We start from the raw sequence: 17,357 nt of genomic DNA on the forward strand, positions 1-17,357 counted from the left end.
GGCTTCTGGCTTCTGGCTTCTGGCTTCTGGCAACGAGTCATACCAGCGCGCCGTAGATGGTCAATAGCGCCACCACCACTACAATCATCAACGTCACCTTTTTTGCCAACTTAACGGCAGCAATCGGCGTCGCGAGAGGATCGATATGGGTTTCTCGCGCCAGTGAAAATTGAGCCAGCTGGGTCAGCACCCAATACTGGCTACTGTGAAAATCCAGCAAGGCGGAGAACCAGGCGGGCAACGCTTTTTCGCCGTGCCCCATCAAAGCATAAGCCGCTCCGGCCAGCCGCACAGGGATCCAGTCGAGCCAATGCAGCAATGTATCCACGCCAGAGTTAGCCCGCTCCAACGGGGTGTGGTAACGAGCAAGCATCGTTTGACGCGCTCTCAGACAGGCATAACCGACCAGCGCAATGGGACCATAAGGCCCGGCGACCACAAACCAGAACAGCGGAGCCAGGTAATAACGAAAATTAATCCACAGCAAAGCGTTCTGTAGCTCCTTGAGCCTATCCGATTCACTACCGTCCACCGGCAACCCATGAATCAGGGCCAATTCACCGGACATTTGGCGCTCCGCATCCGCTTCACCGCGTAGCGCCGCCTGCAAATACCGACGGTAGTGCAGCCTCACCTCGCCAGCCCCCACGCAAAGCAAACCAATAATAACCCATAAAATCAGCATCGGCAGACCGAACAACAAGCCGCTGACCAGCCCCATCAGCAGCGCGGTCGTTGCCATACCCGCCAGCGACAAAAGCAGGGTTTGTATCAAGGACGGCGAAGAAAGATGCCGAAGCCTCACCGCAAAATGGTGATCCAACTGCCAATGTTCGCCTTGTTTAAACAGGCGTTCCCATCCCAAAACCAGCAACAACGTAAACAGCGTCATCGATTTAGACTCCCTTTGTAGATCGCTATTTCTGCGCTAAATGTCGATATCGATCCCAGTCGAAAGCAGGACCGGGATCGGTTTTACGACCTGGAGCAATATCGTTGTGACCGCAAATTCGATTCGGCGTAATCGGATAAGTCAGACATAATAGCTGGGTGACCGATGCCAACTGCCGGTATTGTTCCTCCGTAAAAGGAAGCGTGTCGGTCCCCTCGAGTTCAATACCGATAGAGAAATCATTACAGCGTTCGCGCCCCTCAAATCTGGAGACGCCCGCATGCCAGGCTCGACGGTCAAAGGGCACATATTGAACGATGCTGCCATCCCGACGAATCAAGCAATGAGCCGAAACCCTCAGATGGCTTATCTCGGCGAAATAAGGGTGTTCAGCCGCCTGCAGTCTTCCTGTAAACAATTGATTGATATAGGGACCGCCGAACTCGCCCGGCGGCAGGCTGATATTGTGTATGACTAGCAGCGAGGGAATGTCGCCCTCAGGCCTTTCGTCACAATGCGGGGACGGTACGCGCGCCACATCCGTTAGCCAACCATCTACCAATTCCATCTACAAACTCCTATTAACCTGTCGTTTTACGCGCATTCTTCTACGCGGCAAACGCCTCGCACAGACCAAAGCGTAGCATCTTTCCCCTGCTCGTCATTCACCCGTCATGCGGCTTTAAAAGTCAGCGACACATTTCCCAACGGCCAATACTCACTGCAAGCATACCGTTTAGCGCCACTTTCTGATGAGACAAATATAGAAATTGGAAGTTGCCAGGAAAAAAATCGGGCGCTAACTGCAACTCATAAAACAGTTTGCGAAGCGGATTACGAACTGGGCTATCGCCTGTCGCCGAAATGGTTGCCTTCCCTTATTCTGCCGCCACCCGCCACATCAAGGACTGAAATCATGTTACAGCAAGGATTTACGTTGATTGAGCTGATGGTTGTGATCGTCATCATTGCCGTGCTAAGCGCCCTGGGAATTCCGGCCTATCAGGGATACCTGCAAAAAGCGGCAATGACCGACATGCTGCAAACGGCGGCCTCTTACAAAATAGCCGTCGATCTCTGTGGGCTGAGCAATGCCGATCTGGCTCTTTGCAGTGCAGGCAATCAGGGCATTCCAACGGGTACAACCACACGTTATATCAGTCAGGTTACCGTTTTCCGAGGCGTCATCACGTTGACAGGTCAATCCTCGTTGCAAGGGCTAAGCGTGGTGATGACGCCGACGCTGGAGCCTCAGACTGGATCGTTGAACTGGACCAAAAATTGCCTGACGGAAACCGGGGCCGACACGCTCAGTCGGGCCTGTCTCGACGTTTTCCGGCTGGATGATGCTGCGGGGTGATCTCATGACGTTACAAATACTTAGCGAAGAGCTCGACGTATTGTGCCAGCGTTATCACGCTTTGCTACTGGCCATTGATGAACAATCCATTACCGTTGCTGTCGGCAGCCCGCCAACCACTGAAATGCTGACGGCGTTGAAATTCGCCGGCAACCGTCACGTGTTGATCGAGAAATGGCCTGCGGCCAGACTGGAGAAAGCGCTTGCCCCGCCGCAAAGCGCCATGGAAAAGGCGTCGACCTATCAGCCTGTATCTGAAGTCGAAGAGCAGGAAGATATCCCGGTAGTCAGATTCATCAATCAGACGCTGAATTCAGCGATTCAGCGGCGGGCCTCGGATATCCACTTCGAGCCGATGGTGATGCATTGCCGGATACGACTGCGCATTGACGGCATTTTACAGGAAATTCCTTCAGCCCCTGACGAACTGACGCCCCGGCTTATTGCACGGCTTAAGATCATGGGGAAGCTGGATATCGCTGAACGCCGTCTACCACAGGATGGTCAATTTACCCTGCAGCTCGATCGGGAACGTTACTCATTACGTATCGCCACGCTTCCGATACAAACGGGCGAAAAGGTCGTACTGCGGGTATTACAAACGCAGCAACATGCGCTAACGCTGGACACGCTGGGGCTTTCTACAAGCGCATTACGGCTATTCAAGCGGGTCCTGCGACTGCCTCAAGGTATGATTTTGGTCACAGGCCCGACGGGGAGCGGGAAAACATTCACGCTTTATAGCGCCATACGCTGGCTCAATAGTACCAGCCGCAATATTTGCAGCGTGGAAGATCCGGTAGAAATTCCGTTAGAAGGGATCAATCAAACCGCCGTCAATGCCAAAAGTCGGCTGGACTTCAGCCGGGTGCTAAGAGCCCTGCTGCGCCAGGATCCCGACGTCATCATGATTGGAGAGATTCGCGACGCCGAAACGGCAGATATTGCCGTCAAAGCGGCGCAAACCGGTCACTTAGTGCTATCCACGCTGCACACTAACTCCGCCAGCGAGACCATCACGCGGCTAAGACATCTTGGCGTTCCCGGCTACCTGCTTGCCTCGGCGCTGAAACTCATCATTGCTCAGCGCTTAGTTCGCAGGCTGTGCCCTCATTGCCGCGAGCGGGTGCCCTCGGAACCAATATCGCCCCATGCAGCCTGGTCAGGTCCACTACGGCAATGGCGCCCACGGGGCTGCAATCACTGTTTTTCAGGCTATTATGGCAGAGCCGCGATTTACGACCTGTTGGCCATTACCCCTCACCTCCAGCAAACGCTGGCGGATAACGGAGAAGTCTCCTACGAAAAGGCGCCAGACCAGAATTCCCGCTCAAATGGGCTGTTCAATGCTGGTCTGGCGTTAGTCAATGAAGGCATCACATCACTGGATGAGGTCTATCGGGTAGTGGGTGACGGGGTGGAGGAAGGAGACTGAGATGGCAATGCAAAAGCTGTACGACTGGCAGGCCCTCAGCGGCAAAGGTGAACTGTGTCGCGGCGAGTTTATCGCGACCCACCGCCAACAGGTGTACGATCATCTGCTCGAACTGGGTTACCAACCCCTTAACCTGAAGATCCGACAATACCTGACCCGTTATGCCTGGCGCAGCTCGCAGCTGACTCCCGTCATTCACCAGCTAGGCTCGCTATTGCAGGCCGGGCTTCCGCTACTGGAATCGTTGAACCTCATGGCTCGGCAGCATGACAAACCGGCGTGGCGATGTGTCTTACACACCGTCGGCCGACAGGTCGCACAAGGCATGTCGCTGGCAGAGGCGCTTCGGCACTATCCCCATATATTTCCGCTGATGTATTGCTCGCTGATTGCCGCAGGCGAACTGACCGGTAAGCTCAGCGACTGTTGCCAGCAGCTCTCCGCCTATCAGGAGGCGCGTCAGCAATTGGCGTATAAAGTTGCCAAAGCACTACGCTATCCCCTCTTCGTTTCCGCCGCCGTGCTAGTGGTTAGCGCACTGATGATCACCTTGGTCCTGCCTGAGTTCGGCCGACTCTACGCCTCGTTTAACGCCCCGCTTCCCATGCTGACTCAGACTTTACTGACCTTTTCGGAACGGTGTATGCGCGATGGGGCCGCTCTCGTCACAATAAGCATCGTACTCGCGGCAACCTACGGCTGGGCGCGCAGAACCTTTCCACGCTGGCGGCGTAGAGAGCAACGTCTGTGGCTCAAAGTGCCCGGCATTGCCACACTTATTCGCGGGCGTTGTCTCAGCCAGATTTTCCATACGCTGGCGATGACTCACGGTGCAGGACTGCCGCTGCCGGCCGGACTGAGCGCCGCCGCGACGCTCGGACATCCTCTTTACCAGAGTGAATTAAAAGAGATACAGAACCTCATCGAACGCGGCATCCCGCTGAGTCAGGCGGTAGAACGCTCACCGCTGTTCCCAGCGCCCTGCCCACAGTTAATCAGAGTCGGAGAAGAGACAGGCGCACTAGAGCACCTGTTCGCACAGTTAGCCGAATGGCATGAAAACAATACGCAGCAGTTTGCAGAAAAGCTGCCTCATACCTTGGAGCCGCTACTGATGGGCACGGTGGGCGTCATTGTCGGTACGCTGGTGATCGCCATGTATCTGCCTATTTTCCAGTTGGGGCATGTCCTGACGGGAGCCTGATCCCGTCAGTTGAGGAAGCGGAAAGCTAAACGTTGAAAATACGGTTTTCTTGCTCGGCGACGCGGATGAACGTCGTGCGTTTGGTCAGCTCTTTCAGGCGTGAAGCACCAACGTAAGTGCAGGCGGAACGCAAGCCGCCGAGGATATCGCGAAGGGTGTATTCCACCGGACCTCGTAGCGGAAGCTTAACGGTTTTACCTTCCGCAGCCCGATAGCCGGCTACGCCGCCAACGTGGCGCTCCATCGCTGATGCCGAACTCATGCCGTAAAACAGCATCATTTTCTGACCGTTTTCTTCGGCTATGGTGCCTTCGCACTCATCGTGTGCCGCCAGCATCCCGCCCAGCATGACAAAATCAGCGCCGCCGCCGAAAGCTTTGGCGACGTCGCCAGGCACGGAGCAACCGCCATCGCTGACGATTTGTCCGCCGAGTCCATGCGCTGCATCGGCACATTCGATCACCGCCGATAGCTGCGGATAGCCCACGCCCGTTTTCAACCGGGTGGTGCAAACGGAACCGGGACCAATCCCAACTTTGACGATATCCGCACCGGAAAGAATCAGCTCTTCGACCATTTCGCCGGTCACCACATTCCCGGCGCAAATGATCTTATCAGGACACGCTTCTCGCGCTTTCTGCACAAAAGAGACAAAGTGCTCGGAATAGCCGTTAGCGACGTCGATGCAGATAAACTTCAGCTCTGGAGAGAGGGCCAGAATTTGCTTCAGTTTGGTAAAATCGTCGCTTGATGTCCCCGTAGAGACTAAGACGTGGCGCAACACGTCTTCCGATGACTGTGTAACAAACTGCTGCCACTGCTCAACGGAGTAATGTTTATGCACGGCGGTCAGCACGCCAAACGTGGATAGCGCCTGAGCCATGCGAAAAGTGCCGACCGTATCCATATTGGCCGCAATAACCGGCACGCCCGACCAATGGCAGCCCGCATGCATAAAGGTGAAATCGCGCGCCAATTCAACTTCCGAGCGACTCTTGAGGGTGGAGCGTTTGGGACGGATGAGAACATCTTTAAAGCCTAACTTTAAATCTTCTTCAATACGCATAAGGAGGTGTCCTGGTCAGTGGCGAAGACCATCGGGGAGATAGTCGGTATGCTTTAAAACCTATCCAGTAGCCTAATCATACGCGCGAATAATCCTGCGGCAAGACTGCGAATTTACCTTTATTTAGGCTAGAATCCCGTAAATTTACCCGGTAATTTTGCAGATCGATACCATGGCATACATCGTAGCGCTTACAGGCGGTATCGGCAGCGGCAAAAGCACCGTCGCTGAAGGTTTCGCCCGGCAAGGCATCACTATCATCGATGCGGACATTATCGCCCGTCAGGTCGTTGAGCCAGGAACGTCAGCGTTGTCCGCTATCGCAAAACGCTTCGGCCCCGAGATACTGAACACCGACGATACGCTCAACCGCGCCGCCCTACGGGAAAAAATTTTTTCCGATGAACGTGAAAAAGCGTGGCTAAACCAATTGCTGCATCCATTAATCCACGCGGAAACCCAACGCCAGTTGCTTGCCGCCCCCGGTCCATACGTGATGTGGGTGATCCCCCTGCTAATCGAAAGCGGCCTGCAATCGCAGGCGCAACGTGTTCTGGTTGTGGATGTCACCCCGGAAATTCAGCTACAGCGTACGCTGGCGCGAGATGGGGTTTCCCTCCAACAGGCGGAAAAAATTCTGGCCGCACAAGCCACGCGAGAACAGCGTCTGGCTTATGCCGACGACATCATCGACAATAGCCATAGCCAGAGCGAACTCGCTCCACAAATTGCCATGCTGCATCAGCGCTATCTTGAGCTGGCGGCAACCGCAAAAGACAGGATGACAAAATAATGAGTGATGCTTCCTCAACCCTATTATTTGAATATCCGCTGAATGAGAAAACGCGGACCTGGCTACGTCTCGAGTTTCTGCTTCAACAAATGCATGACAACCAGATGCTGGAACACATGGGGAACGCGCTGGGATTTTTCCGCGCCGCTACCGACCTGTTGGATATACTCGAACGCGGCGACGTTCGACCCGATTTGATGAAAGAACTAGAACGCCAGCAGCAGAAGTTAACACAGTGGCAGGACGTGCCCGGCGTCGATCAGGCGCGGATTGACGCCTTTCGCCAGCAGTTACGCCAACAGGCCAGTCAACTGATGGCCGCCCCGCGTATGGGCCAGAGCCTGCGAGAAGATCGCCTTATTGGCATGGTGCGCCAACGGCTGAGCATCCCTGGGGGATGCTGTAACTTCGACTTGCCGACGCTGCATAGCTGGCTGCATCAACCTGTCGAGCACAGAAACCGCCAGGTCAGCGTCTGGCTCGACAGCGTCGCCCCGTTCGAACAAACGCTGGGGATGATTCTGGACCTCATCCGCAACTCAGCGATCTTCCGTCCACAAATCAGCCTGAAAGGCTTCTATCAGGACAATGCAGCCGACGCCGACCTCCTGCGCATACAGATCGCACAGGAGCATCAGCTATACCCACAAATTTCTGGCCACAAGAGCCGTTATGCGATTCGCTTTATGCCGCTGGACAGCGAGCATGGGCAAGTGCCCGACCGCCTGACGTTCGAACTGGCTTGCTGTTAGGAGTGACTAAGATGAGCAACGATATCACCACCGTAAAATGTCCAACCTGCGCCAAACCTGTGGTGTGGGGAGAACAAAGCCCTTACCGCCCTTTCTGCAGCAAACGCTGTCAGTTAATCGATCTCGGGGAATGGGCTGAAGAAGAGAAACGCATTCCCAGTAATGAAGCGATTACTGACAGCGAAAACTGGAGCGAAACCAAGTATTAACCTGCGGTATTACGCCGACTGCTTTAGCCAGCGGATCATCTCCGCATTCGCTGGCGGAAATTCCTCTTCTTGCAGTTCGTCGACGGTCAGCCAGCGCGACGGCTGCCCCTCCCGGCCATAGGGTTCTCCTTGCCAATGTTCTACCAGGAAAAAATGCAGCGTGATGAGCCGATCGCCCGTGGAAAATGTTTTATCCGTCAGCGCCTGAGGGTCGTGCGCCTCAATCCCTGTTTCCTCACGCAATTCACGAATCAATGCCTGTTCGGGGGTCTCCCCCGCTTCCACTTTTCCACCGGGAAACTCCCATTTACCGGCCATGTGCGAGCCAGCCTGGCGGCAGGCGATAAAAAACTGTCGCTGGGCGTTACGAATAATGCCTACTGCGACTGACAAAGGTTTCTGCGTCATAAGCCTTTCCCCAAGTAAAAGGCGGTCAATGACCGCCTTTATTGATACCGATAATGTTATCCAACCGTGATGAAGACTAGTTCTGGATACGTCCGTGGCACTGTTTGTATTTCTTGCCCGAACCGCAAGGGCAAGGATCGTTACGGCCGATTTTACGCTCGGATGAACCACCCGCAGACGGCGCGGCAGTTGCTTCGCTTTGATGGCTCAGCTGCTGCTGGCTCGCCAGTCGTTCAGCTTCCTCACGGCGCTGTTGTTCCAGCGCTTCGATCTCTTCCGGCATGCGAACCTGAACTTTGCTCAGCGTGCTGATGACTTCATATTTCAACGCTTCCAACATCGCTGCAAACATGGAGAACGACTCACGTTTGTACTCCTGCTTCGGATCTTTCTGCGCATAGCCGCGTAGATGGATGCCCTGGCGCAGATAGTCCATCGCTGCCAAATGTTCTTTCCACAGGGAGTCCAGCGTCTGCAGCATTACGCCTTTTTCGAAGTTGCGCATGACATCGACGCCCACAACCTCTTCTTTGCGGGCGTAAACTTCCATCGCCTGCTGGTGGATACGTTCACGCAGCGTTTCTTCATGCAGCTGAGGCTCTTTTTCCAGCCATTCAGCAATTGGCATTTCCAGATCGAAATCGTTTTTCAGACGCTGTTCCAAACCGTCGATATCCCACATTTCTTCCAGAGACTGCGGCGGAATATGGTTATCGATCGTCGCTTTAAACACATCGTCACGAATACTGTTGATTGTTTCGCTGATATCGGCGGAGTTCAGCAGTTCATTACGCTGCGTGTAAATAGCACGGCGCTGGTCGTTCGCGACATCATCATATTCCAGTAGCTGCTTACGGATATCGAAGTTACGGTTTTCCACCTTACGCTGTGCATTGGCAATGGCTTTGGTCACCCAAGGATGTTCGATGGCTTCGCCTTCCTTCATCCCCAACTTACGCATCATGTTGGACACACGGTCAGAGGCGAAGATACGCATCAGAGCATCTTCCATTGAAAGATAGAAACGAGAAGAACCGGCATCCCCCTGACGACCGGAACGGCCACGCAGCTGGTTGTCGATACGACGCGATTCATGGCGCTCGGTGCCGATGATATGCAAACCGCCCGAAGCCAGCACCGCATCGTGGCGCAACTGCCAGTCTGCTTTGATGGCGGCAATCTGCTCTTCCGTCGGGGCTTCCAACTGGGCGATCTCCGTCTGCCAGCTGCCGCCCAGCACGATGTCCGTACCACGACCGGCCATGTTGGTGGCGATGGTCACGGCGCCCGGGCGACCGGCCTGCGCGACAATATCCGCTTCCATGGCATGGAACTTGGCGTTCAGAACGTTGTGTTTGATTCCTGCGCGAGTCAACGCGTCGGAGACCACTTCCGATTTCTCAATCGAGATGGTCCCCACCAGCACCGGCTGACCATTCGCCGTACGCTCCCTGATGTCTTCGATAATGGCGTCGATCTTCTCCCGCTCTGTCATATACACCAGATCGGGCAGGTCTTTACGGATCATCGGGCGGTTTGTCGGGACGACAATGGTATCCAGCTTATAGATAGAGCTGAATTCGAAAGCTTCGGTATCCGCAGTCCCAGTCATCCCCGCCAGTTTTTCGTACAGACGGAAGTAGTTCTGGAAGGTGATGGAGGCCAGCGTCTGGTTTTCGTTGTTAATGGTGACGTGTTCTTTCGCCTCAACGGCCTGATGCAGGCCGTCAGACCAGCGACGCCCCTGCATGGTACGACCGGTATGTTCGTCGACAATGATAACTTCGCCGTCTTTAACGATATAATCGACGTCGCGCGTGAACAAGACGTGCGCCCGCAGACCAGCGGTCACATGATGCATCAGCATAATATTCGAAGGCGAATACAGGGATTCGCCTTCTTCCATGATGCCTTCTTTTACCAGCAGTTCTTCAATTTTCACCAAACCACGTTCGGTCAGATTGACCTGACGGGATTTCTCATCCACGGAGAAGTGGCCTTCGCCCTGGAACGTGTCGGAATCTTCTTTTTCCTGACGGATCAACGACGGGATGATTTTATTGACGCGGATGTACATCTCGGAGCTGTCTTCGGCAGGTCCAGAAATGATCAGCGGGGTACGCGCTTCATCAATCAGGATGGAGTCGACTTCATCCACCAACGCGTAGAACAGCGGGCGCTGAACGCGCTCTTCCGGGCTGAACGCCATATTGTCGCGCAGGTAGTCAAAACCGTATTCGTTGTTGGTGCCATAAGTGATATCGGCTGCATACGCTTCACGCTTTGCCGGCGCCGGCATGCCTGGCAGGTTGATCCCCACCGTCAGACCAAGAAACTCGAACAGCGGACGGTTGTTCTCGGCATCACGCTGCGCCAAGTAGTCGTTTACGGTAACAACATGCACGCCGCGACCGGTCAGGCCATTCAGGTAAGCAGGCAGCGTCGCGGTCAGCGTTTTACCTTCACCAGTACGCATTTCAGCGATGCAGCGTTCATTAAGCACCATCCCGCCCAGCATCTGAACATCAAAGTGGCGCATGCCGAAAACTCGTTTACTCGCTTCACGTACGACGGCAAAGGCTTCGGGCAACAGCGCTTCCAGCGTTTCCCCTTTCTTGAGACGTTCGCGGAACTCCTGCGTTTTGGCTTTTAGCTCGTCATCAGACAGCTTTTCCATAGCCGGTTCAAGCTGAGCAATAACATCTACAGTTTTACGCATACGGCGTAAGGTACGGTCGTTACGGCTACCGAAAACTTTGGTCAATAGTTTTACTAACATAATAATTTTAATCTCTACAATACCACCGTCTCTACCGTGGCATAACATCAGAAAACCAGGCGAACTCACCCGGCTATTGCGCGTGTTGACAGAAAAGCGGTTTAACTGAGCGGTCCGGCGCGTATCCCTAGCGTCTGGGCGAGCCAGATCCCGGAATGATGGGATAGCGTGGATACGGCGGAGAAGTAGGTGGTTACATCCAGCGCCGGCACCCTATTTTCCTGGGTCAGTAGCGCGTGAAGCGTTTCAATCAGGATTTGGTGCTGTGCAGGCGAGGCGACGACCACTTCAGCCACCGAAGAAGGCTGCGGCGCAGTGAGTGCAAACGATAAGTGCCGGATAACAGTGCGAATGGCATGCTGATGCCAATAATCAATGCCGACGGATGAACGCCGATGGGCATCTTTTAATGCCACTAAATTGGTCAGGCTAAAGGCGGAAACATTATGGCGACTGATAGCCGAAGTCGACAGGGACGACGTATTTTGGGATTCGCACAGACTAACGGGCAGACCAAAACCAGCCGCGACCATCCCCAGCAGGAGATGCGGCCAAAAATAACGTCTGCCAAATTGTCGCCAACGATTTAGAATACCAATCACAAGTTTACTGTCCGTCGGAGCCTGCGTTATGCGTGATAGTCGTCCACAGTCACTAGAATCTTTTTTTGATAGCGCATCGGAAACCGGAAGCGGTCCGCTACGGGATATTCAGCAGCGCGCTGCCGCGCTGGTAAAGCTTAATCGCGCCGTCTGCGCGATATTGCCTGCGCAAATGCACCCTTGGTGCCGCGTGGCGAACTACCGGCGGAATCTGCTGGTGCTGGAAACCGCGAACGCCAGCTGGATGATGCGGCTACGTTATGAACAGCCAGCGCTACTCTCCGCTTTGCGTGCTCAAATACTACCATCATTAGCCGCAATCGACATCCGGATTAATCCCTCGCTTGCTGCTAAAGCGCACCAAAATAATAAGCCGTCGGAAACCACAACCGGCGTTGGTTCTATCGATGCGCCGAAGCGACGTTCACTGAGTCCGCAAAGTGCAGAGATATTGAATGGATTAGCGGAAAACAGCCCGGAAAGGTTACAGCGGATATTAAAAAGACTGGCTTCACTGGCCGGAGAGAAAACCAGTGATAACCAGTCATGAAAACGACAAGTTGTTGTTCTGACTCGTCAGGCGAGTACCGTCGAAGGCGCTTTGAACGCCAGCGGCATTTCCGCCTCATCTTCAAAGGTCACGTATTCCCACGCTTCCTGTTTTGCCAGCACAGCCTGCAGCAGTTTGTTGTTCAGCGCATGACCAGACTTGAATGCCGTGAAGGCACCAATAATGTTATGGCCGCACATAAACAGGTCGCCGATGGCATCCAGCATTTTGTGACGAACGAACTCATCTTCAAAACGCAGACCGTCATCGTTCAGCACACGATAATCGTCAACGACAATCGCGCAGTCAAAGCTGCCGCCCAGGCACAGCCCGCGGGACTGGAGATATTCAATATCTCGCATGAAACCGAAGGTCCGCGCACGGCTGATCTGACGGACGAAAGAGTCCGCAGAGAACTCTAGCTTGTAGCGCTGTGCGCCAGAGTCGATCGCCGGGTGGTTGAAGTCGATGGTGAAGTCCAGATTGAAACCGTTATAAGGCTTCAGTTCCGCCCACTTGTCGCCATCTTCTACACGCACGGTATCTTTTATCCGCACGAACTTCTTAGCGCAGTTCAGCTCTTCAATACCGGCATCGAGCAACAGGTAAACGAACGGACTGGCGCTGCCGTCCATAATCGGAATTTCGGGAGAATCGACTTCGATCATCACGTTATCGATACCCAGACCCGCCAGCGCGGCGTTCAGATGCTCCACGGTCGAAATTCGCACGTCATGCTCATTGACCAGGCAAGTACAGAGCATGGTATCACGCACGGATTTGGCATCAGCCGGAAAATCAACCGGTGGATTCAAGTCAGTGCGACGATAGATGACCCCGGTATTTGCCGGTGCAGGACGCATTGTCAGGGTGACTTTTTTGCCGGTATGTAAACCGACCCCTGTCGCCTGTACGATACGTTTTAATGTACGTTGTTTGATCATCGTGTTATCTCGCATTTAATCCGAACCAACGGCCCTAGTCTATACCAAGGCCGGCGGCACAGTTTAGCACAAAGAGCGGAGAATCCAACCAAGCGGCCGGTTAATCGGCCTGCTTGCGCAGGAACGCCGGGATATCCAGATAATCCGGCTCTTTGTTAGGCTGCGCGTTCTGGTCGTTGACGACCTTGGCGGCAGCCGGTTTTTCCTGCGGCAGAGGGGACATGCCATGCTGCTGGTAACGATGGTCCATTACCGGCTGGCTGCTCTGCTTGTTGGTCACCAGCGTGATTTCCGGACGTTTGTCCATGCCGATGCCGGTCGCCACCACGGTGACGCGCAGTTCGTCGTTCATTTCCGGGTCCAGAGACGTACCGATAACCACGGTCGCGTTGTCGGAAGCGAAAGCACGGATAGTATTACCCACCGTTTCGAACTCATCCAGACGCAGGTCGAAGCCCGCCGTGATGTTGACCAGAACGCCACGGGCGCCGGACAGATCGATATCTTCCAGCAGCGGACTTGAGATCGCCATTTCGGCCGCTTCTTCCGCACGGTCTTCGCCACGCGCCACGCCGGAACCCATCATGGCATAGCCCATTTCGGACATCACCGTGCGAACGTCCGCGAAGTCGACGTTCATCAACCCCGGACGAGTAATCAGTTCTGCGATACCTTGAACCGCCCCTTTCAGCACGTCGTTGGCGGCGCCGAACGCATCCAGCAGGGAAATGCCGCGTCCCAGTACTTTCAGCAGTTTGTCGTTCGGGATGGTGATCAGGGAATCCACGTGCTTGGACAGCTCCGCGATGCCCTGTTCCGCAAATGCCATGCGTTTTTTGCCTTCGAAGTTGAACGGCTTGGTCACGACAGCAACAGTAAGTATGCCGAGATCTTTAGCCACTTCGGCCACGACCGGGGCAGCGCCCGTACCTGTACCACCGCCCATACCGGCTGCGATAAATACCATATCGGCGCCTTCGAGAGATGCGCGCAACGCCTCGCGGTCTTCTTCAGCAGAGTTACGGCCGACTTCCGGGTTAGCCCCAGCACCCAGACCTTTGGTAATACCGCTACCGATCTGAATGGTCTGCCCAACCGCCGTTTTACGCAGTGCCTGCGCGTCAGTGTTAACCGCAAAGAACTCAACGCCTTCAATGCGCTCACGCACCATATGCTCGACCGCGTTACCGCCGCCGCCACCGACGCCGATGACTTTTATCACCGCGTCGTTGGTTAATTCCATAGGTTCAAACATAGTTTCTCTCCGTCTTATGCCTGTGTTACTTCGAGATCAAAAAAGCTGTGCCTGGATCTCTTTTGATAACCGTTAAAATTCTTTTCTCAGCCAGCTATTCAGTCGCTTAAACCAATGGCTCACTGAGGCGCGTTTTTCTACTTCATGCTCACCGTTCAGGTGAGATTCTTTACCGTAGTGCAGCAACCCTACCGCCGTAGAGTAGTAGGGCTCCTGCGCATAATCCGTCAGGCCCGTGATGTTCAGCGGTTGCCCGATACGCACCTGCGTATGGAACACACGCTGGGCGCATGCGGCCAGGCCATCAATCTGTGCGGCTCCCCCCGTCAGCACAATACCGGCCGCCAGATGATGCTTGACGCCCTGCTGACGCAACTGCTCCTGTAACTGCAATAGCTCGTCGTTCACCAGATTCAGCAGCTCGGTGTAACGCGGCTCGATGACTTCAGCCAGCGTCTGGCGTTGCAGACTACGAGGCGGACGCCCGCCCACGCTGGGAACTTCAACCGCTTCGTCTTTGCTCACGATGGAGCCCAACGCGCAGCCGTAGCGAACTTTGATCGCCTCGGCGTCCGTAGGCGGAGTACCAAAAGCGTAAGCAATATCGCTGGTGACCACATTACCTGCGTACGGAATCACCTTGGTGTGACGCAGCGCGCCGCCAGTATAGACCGCCATGTCCATGGTGCCGCCGCCGATATCAACGACGCAGACGCCCAGTTCACGTTCGTCTTCAGTCAGCACCGCATAGCTGGATGCCAGTCCGGCGAAAATCAGCTGGTCGACTTTCAGTCCGCAACGCTCAACGGCTTTGACGATGTTCTTCGCCATATCGTTATGGCAGGTGATCAAATGCACCTTTGCCTGCATACGCACGCCGGACAACCCTACCGGATTCTTGATGCCTTCCTGGTAGTCGATCGCGTATTCCTGCGGAATGACGTGCAGGATGCGATGTTCATCGCGTACGCGAACGGATTTCGCCGTGTGGACGACGCTTTCCACATCGTCCATCGTCACTTCTTCTTCGGAGATCGGCACCATGCCAATCTCGTTCTGGCAGCTGATATGTTTGCCGGACAGCGCCAGATAAACCGATGAGATCTGGCAGTCTGCCATCAACTCTGCCTGGTCGATGGCGCGCTGTACGCATTTCACCACCGACTCCAGGTCGTTCACGCCGCCTTTATCCATACCCCGTGACGGGCAGCTACCCACACCGATAATATTGACCATGCCATCGGGCAGAACTTCCCCTACCAGCGCAGCCACTTTTGCTGTACCGATTTCCAGCCCAACTACCAGTTTTCTGTCCGTCGACTTGATCATTGCTGTTTAGCCTGTGCCTGATTCTGTTGCTGATTACCGTTTTGGTGACGATCAATGTCTTCTTGCTGATCGATAAACGCCGGACCCCAACCTACCGCCGCGCCTGAGTCGTAACGCAGATCCACATAGTTAATCCGCTTGTTTCCGTCCTTCGCCTGCTGTTGAAGAAGCGGATACAACTCAATAAATCGCGCCAGACGGCGAGCCTGATCGTCGCGTCCCAACTGCAGGCGGATATCGTCTTCCAGACCGACCTGCCAGGAATGGCGCGCGGTCATCGCAACCATTTTCAGCTGAAACTTGCCGGCGCTCAGTATCTGGTTAATGTTTCGATACCCTTCCAGCACGTCGGCTTCGCTGCCTTCCGGTCCGTACAGCATCGGCATCTTTTTATTACCGATACGTTCCGCCGGTACGCTGAATGCGTTTCCATCGCTGTCAACCATCAGTTGGTCATTCCAACGTGCGAAAGGCACGTATTCAACCAGATGAATCTTTAATTCGTCCGGCCACTGCTTGCGTACGCTGGCCTGTTTAATCCACGGCAGCCGTTCAATCTGCTGCTGAATGACGTTAACGTCCTGCGTCATAAACGTGCCCGGCGCCCCGAGCGACAGTATCGCCTGACGAATGTCGTCGTTGGTGGTGTAGATTCTTTCTCCCGTCACCACCAGCCGGGACAGCGGCAGCCGGCTGGCGTCTTTCATCCACCCCACCACCATCCAGCTACCCCAGGCGATGGTGCCCACCACCATCAGCAGGAAAATCATGCCCGCCAGTTGGCCGCCGTTGCTGCGACGCGCGCCGTTGGATTCGGGCTCGCGTCCGCGTGTGTTAAGCGCCGCTTGCGACATATCAGCTCGCCAGCTCCAAAATGCGTGTCACCAATTGTGGAAACGTCAGGCCATGCTGTCTGGCAGCCATCGGCACCAGACTGTGCTCGGTCATGCCCGGCGAGGTATTGACCTCTAACAGGTAAAATCTGCCGTCATCCATCATTACATCAACCCGTCCCCAACCGCTGCAGTCCAGCGCGCGATAGGCCGCCAGAGACAGGGAAGCCAGTTCGCTTTCCTGCTCCGCCGTCAAACCGCTTGGGCAGAAATAGCGAGTGTCTTCCGACGCGTACTTCGCCTGATAATCGTAAAACGTGCCTGTCGTCTCAATGCGGATCGACGGCAGTGTTTCGTCACCGAGAATAGCCACCGTAAACTCCGGACCGCTCAACCACTTTTCCACCATCACATTTTCGTCATGATTGAAGGCCGCTTCCAGCGCCGTAGGTAATGCATCAGCCTGCTCGACTTTGCTCATTCCAACGCTGGAACCCTCCCGACTCGGCTTGACAATCAAAGGCATACCGAGAGGTTCTACTAACTCTAGCAAACCAGATGGATTACTGCGCTGAAACTGACGCCGATTCAGCACGATATAAGGCGCTACCGGTAAATTTGACGCCTGCCAAATCTGTTTGGTGCGACATTTATCCATCGTAAGCGCCGACGCCATGACGCCGCTGCCGGTATACGGCAGCCCCAGTTGCTCCAACGCGCCCTGCATGGAACCGTCTTCGCCTCCACGCCCGTGAAGCGCAATAAATATCCGACTAAACCCTTGTTCTTTAAGGAAACTGACCGGGAAATCGCGGGGATCTATCGCTCGCGCATCCACTCCAGCTTCCCGCAAACCGGCCAATACGGCCTGCCCAGAGAGCAAAGAGATATCGCGTTCTGCGGATGATCCCCCTAGCAATACAGCAACCTTTTCAGTCATTCCGGT

Annotated in this window: 18 protein-coding genes; 7 read left to right on the forward strand and 11 right to left on the reverse strand. The window is 54.8% G+C overall.

Annotated elements, in window-relative coordinates; genetic code table 11:
• Positions 1-37: 37 nt before the first annotated feature.
• A complete protein-coding gene (gene ampE / locus BLU64_RS07520; RefSeq protein ID WP_026741724.1) occupies positions 38-892 on the reverse strand; it encodes a beta-lactamase regulator AmpE in 855 nt (284 codons plus the stop codon).
• A 25-nt stretch (positions 893-917) separates the two neighbouring features.
• Complete coding sequence (ampD, locus tag BLU64_RS07525; protein ID WP_026741723.1) at positions 918-1,460, reverse strand: 1,6-anhydro-N-acetylmuramyl-L-alanine amidase AmpD; 543 nt, start codon at positions 1,458-1,460, stop codon at positions 918-920.
• A 348-nt stretch (positions 1,461-1,808) separates the two neighbouring features.
• Between ampD and ppdD the strand changes: the two genes are divergently transcribed.
• Genes ppdD through hofC form a run of 3 tightly spaced genes read left to right on the forward strand, consistent with a single transcriptional unit; the run spans position 1,809 to position 4,891 of the window.
• Complete coding sequence (gene ppdD / locus BLU64_RS07530; RefSeq protein WP_026741722.1) at positions 1,809-2,252, forward strand: prepilin peptidase-dependent pilin; 444 nt, start codon at positions 1,809-1,811, stop codon at positions 2,250-2,252.
• A 4-nt stretch (positions 2,253-2,256) separates the two neighbouring features.
• Complete coding sequence (gene gspE / locus BLU64_RS07535) at positions 2,257-3,687, forward strand: type II secretion system protein GspE (protein ID WP_026741721.1); 1,431 nt, start codon at positions 2,257-2,259, stop codon at positions 3,685-3,687.
• 1 nt (position 3,688) lies between these two features.
• Entirely contained in the window at positions 3,689-4,891 is a 1,203-nt protein-coding gene (gene hofC, locus BLU64_RS07540) for a protein transport protein HofC (RefSeq protein ID WP_026741720.1), read from the forward strand.
• A gap of 25 nt (positions 4,892-4,916) precedes the next feature.
• Here the strand turns inward: hofC and BLU64_RS07545 are convergent, their stop codons facing one another.
• On the reverse strand, positions 4,917-5,957 hold the full coding sequence (locus BLU64_RS07545) for a GMP reductase (protein WP_026741719.1): 1,041 nt from the start codon (positions 5,955-5,957) through the stop codon (positions 4,917-4,919).
• 172 nt (positions 5,958-6,129) lie between these two features.
• Here BLU64_RS07545 and coaE point away from each other — a divergent pair, with 172 nt between their 5' ends.
• The 3 genes from coaE to yacG are packed head-to-tail and all read left to right on the forward strand — an operon-like array spanning position 6,130 to position 7,711.
• Positions 6,130-6,750 carry a dephospho-CoA kinase gene (coaE, locus tag BLU64_RS07550; protein ID WP_026741718.1) on the forward strand — a complete coding sequence of 207 codons (621 nt, stop codon included), beginning with the start codon at positions 6,130-6,132 and terminating at the stop codon, positions 6,748-6,750.
• Positions 6,750-7,502, forward strand: a complete 753-nt coding sequence (gene zapD / locus BLU64_RS07555; RefSeq protein WP_026741717.1) for a cell division protein ZapD — start codon at positions 6,750-6,752, stop codon at positions 7,500-7,502. The genes coaE and zapD overlap by 1 nt, the downstream gene beginning before the upstream one ends.
• 11 nt (positions 7,503-7,513) lie before the next feature.
• Positions 7,514-7,711 (forward strand): DNA gyrase inhibitor YacG, encoded by a 198-nt coding sequence (yacG, locus tag BLU64_RS07560; RefSeq protein ID WP_026739125.1) that lies wholly within the window; start codon positions 7,514-7,516, stop codon positions 7,709-7,711.
• 9 nt (positions 7,712-7,720) lie between these two features.
• Here the strand turns inward: yacG and mutT are convergent, their stop codons facing one another.
• The 3 genes from mutT to secM form a co-directional block, all read right to left on the reverse strand.
• Positions 7,721-8,119 carry an 8-oxo-dGTP diphosphatase MutT gene (gene mutT / locus BLU64_RS07565; RefSeq protein ID WP_026741716.1) on the reverse strand — a complete coding sequence of 133 codons (399 nt, stop codon included), beginning with the start codon at positions 8,117-8,119 and terminating at the stop codon, positions 7,721-7,723.
• Positions 8,120-8,195: 76 nt separating this feature from the next.
• Complete coding sequence (secA, locus tag BLU64_RS07570) at positions 8,196-10,898, reverse strand: preprotein translocase subunit SecA (protein ID WP_074728282.1); 2,703 nt, start codon at positions 10,896-10,898, stop codon at positions 8,196-8,198.
• Between the two features lie 101 nt (positions 10,899-10,999).
• The gene (secM, locus tag BLU64_RS07575) at positions 11,000-11,500 is read right to left on the reverse strand and encodes a secA translation cis-regulator SecM (RefSeq protein WP_026741714.1); all 501 of its coding nucleotides are present in this window, start codon (positions 11,498-11,500) and stop codon (positions 11,000-11,002) included.
• Between the two features lie 28 nt (positions 11,501-11,528).
• On the opposite strand from secM, the gene BLU64_RS07580 reads away from it, so the two are divergent.
• Positions 11,529-12,050: a DUF721 domain-containing protein gene (locus tag BLU64_RS07580; RefSeq protein WP_026739121.1), complete on the forward strand. Its 522-nt coding sequence runs from the start codon at positions 11,529-11,531 to the stop codon at positions 12,048-12,050.
• 26 nt (positions 12,051-12,076) lie between these two features.
• Here the strand turns inward: BLU64_RS07580 and lpxC are convergent, their stop codons facing one another.
• The 5 genes from lpxC to BLU64_RS07605 form a co-directional block, all read right to left on the reverse strand.
• The gene (gene lpxC, locus BLU64_RS07585; RefSeq protein WP_074728283.1) at positions 12,077-12,994 is read right to left on the reverse strand and encodes a UDP-3-O-acyl-N-acetylglucosamine deacetylase; all 918 of its coding nucleotides are present in this window, start codon (positions 12,992-12,994) and stop codon (positions 12,077-12,079) included.
• Between the two features lie 100 nt (positions 12,995-13,094).
• Positions 13,095-14,249 carry a cell division protein FtsZ gene (gene ftsZ / locus BLU64_RS07590; protein ID WP_026741712.1) on the reverse strand — a complete coding sequence of 385 codons (1,155 nt, stop codon included), beginning with the start codon at positions 14,247-14,249 and terminating at the stop codon, positions 13,095-13,097.
• A 72-nt stretch (positions 14,250-14,321) separates the two neighbouring features.
• Positions 14,322-15,578 carry a cell division protein FtsA gene (gene ftsA, locus BLU64_RS07595; protein WP_026739118.1) on the reverse strand — a complete coding sequence of 419 codons (1,257 nt, stop codon included), beginning with the start codon at positions 15,576-15,578 and terminating at the stop codon, positions 14,322-14,324.
• Positions 15,575-16,432 (reverse strand): cell division protein FtsQ, encoded by an 858-nt coding sequence (ftsQ, locus tag BLU64_RS07600; RefSeq protein WP_074728285.1) that lies wholly within the window; start codon positions 16,430-16,432, stop codon positions 15,575-15,577. The genes ftsA and ftsQ overlap by 4 nt, the downstream gene beginning before the upstream one ends.
• 1 nt (position 16,433) lies before the next feature.
• Positions 16,434-17,351, reverse strand: coding sequence for a D-alanine--D-alanine ligase (locus BLU64_RS07605; RefSeq protein ID WP_026741709.1), 918 nt, complete (start codon positions 17,349-17,351; stop codon positions 16,434-16,436).
• Between the last annotated feature and the right edge of the window lie 6 nt (positions 17,352-17,357).

Origin of the sequence: Lonsdalea quercina, from assembly GCF_900107885.1 — a bacterium.
Taxonomy (GTDB): domain Bacteria; phylum Pseudomonadota; class Gammaproteobacteria; order Enterobacterales; family Enterobacteriaceae; genus Lonsdalea; species Lonsdalea quercina.

Excerpts from the sequence above, each read along its gene's own strand:
- ampE (WP_026741724.1), bottom strand. The coding sequence starts at position 892 with ATGACGCTGTTTACGTTGTTGCTGGTTTTGGGATGGGAACGCCTGTTT.
- ampD (WP_026741723.1), bottom strand. The coding sequence starts at position 1,460 with ATGGAATTGGTAGATGGTTGGCTAACGGATGTGGCGCGCGTACCGTCC.
- ppdD (WP_026741722.1), top strand. The coding sequence starts at position 1,809 with ATGTTACAGCAAGGATTTACGTTGATTGAGCTGATGGTTGTGATCGTC.
- gspE (WP_026741721.1), top strand. The coding sequence starts at position 2,257 with ATGACGTTACAAATACTTAGCGAAGAGCTCGACGTATTGTGCCAGCGT.
- hofC (WP_026741720.1), top strand. The coding sequence starts at position 3,689 with ATGGCAATGCAAAAGCTGTACGACTGGCAGGCCCTCAGCGGCAAAGGT.
- BLU64_RS07545 (WP_026741719.1), bottom strand. The coding sequence starts at position 5,957 with ATGCGTATTGAAGAAGATTTAAAGTTAGGCTTTAAAGATGTTCTCATC.
- coaE (WP_026741718.1), top strand. The coding sequence starts at position 6,130 with ATGGCATACATCGTAGCGCTTACAGGCGGTATCGGCAGCGGCAAAAGC.
- zapD (WP_026741717.1), top strand. The coding sequence starts at position 6,750 with ATGAGTGATGCTTCCTCAACCCTATTATTTGAATATCCGCTGAATGAG.
- yacG (WP_026739125.1), top strand. The coding sequence starts at position 7,514 with ATGAGCAACGATATCACCACCGTAAAATGTCCAACCTGCGCCAAACCT.
- mutT (WP_026741716.1), bottom strand. The coding sequence starts at position 8,119 with ATGACGCAGAAACCTTTGTCAGTCGCAGTAGGCATTATTCGTAACGCC.
- secA (WP_074728282.1), bottom strand. The coding sequence starts at position 10,898 with ATGTTAGTAAAACTATTGACCAAAGTTTTCGGTAGCCGTAACGACCGT.
- BLU64_RS07580 (WP_026739121.1), top strand. The coding sequence starts at position 11,529 with ATGCGTGATAGTCGTCCACAGTCACTAGAATCTTTTTTTGATAGCGCA.
- lpxC (WP_074728283.1), bottom strand. The coding sequence starts at position 12,994 with ATGATCAAACAACGTACATTAAAACGTATCGTACAGGCGACAGGGGTC.
- ftsZ (WP_026741712.1), bottom strand. The coding sequence starts at position 14,249 with ATGTTTGAACCTATGGAATTAACCAACGACGCGGTGATAAAAGTCATC.
- ftsA (WP_026739118.1), bottom strand. The coding sequence starts at position 15,578 with ATGATCAAGTCGACGGACAGAAAACTGGTAGTTGGGCTGGAAATCGGT.
- ftsQ (WP_074728285.1), bottom strand. The coding sequence starts at position 16,432 with ATGTCGCAAGCGGCGCTTAACACACGCGGACGCGAGCCCGAATCCAAC.
- BLU64_RS07605 (WP_026741709.1), bottom strand. The coding sequence starts at position 17,351 with ATGACTGAAAAGGTTGCTGTATTGCTAGGGGGATCATCCGCAGAACGC.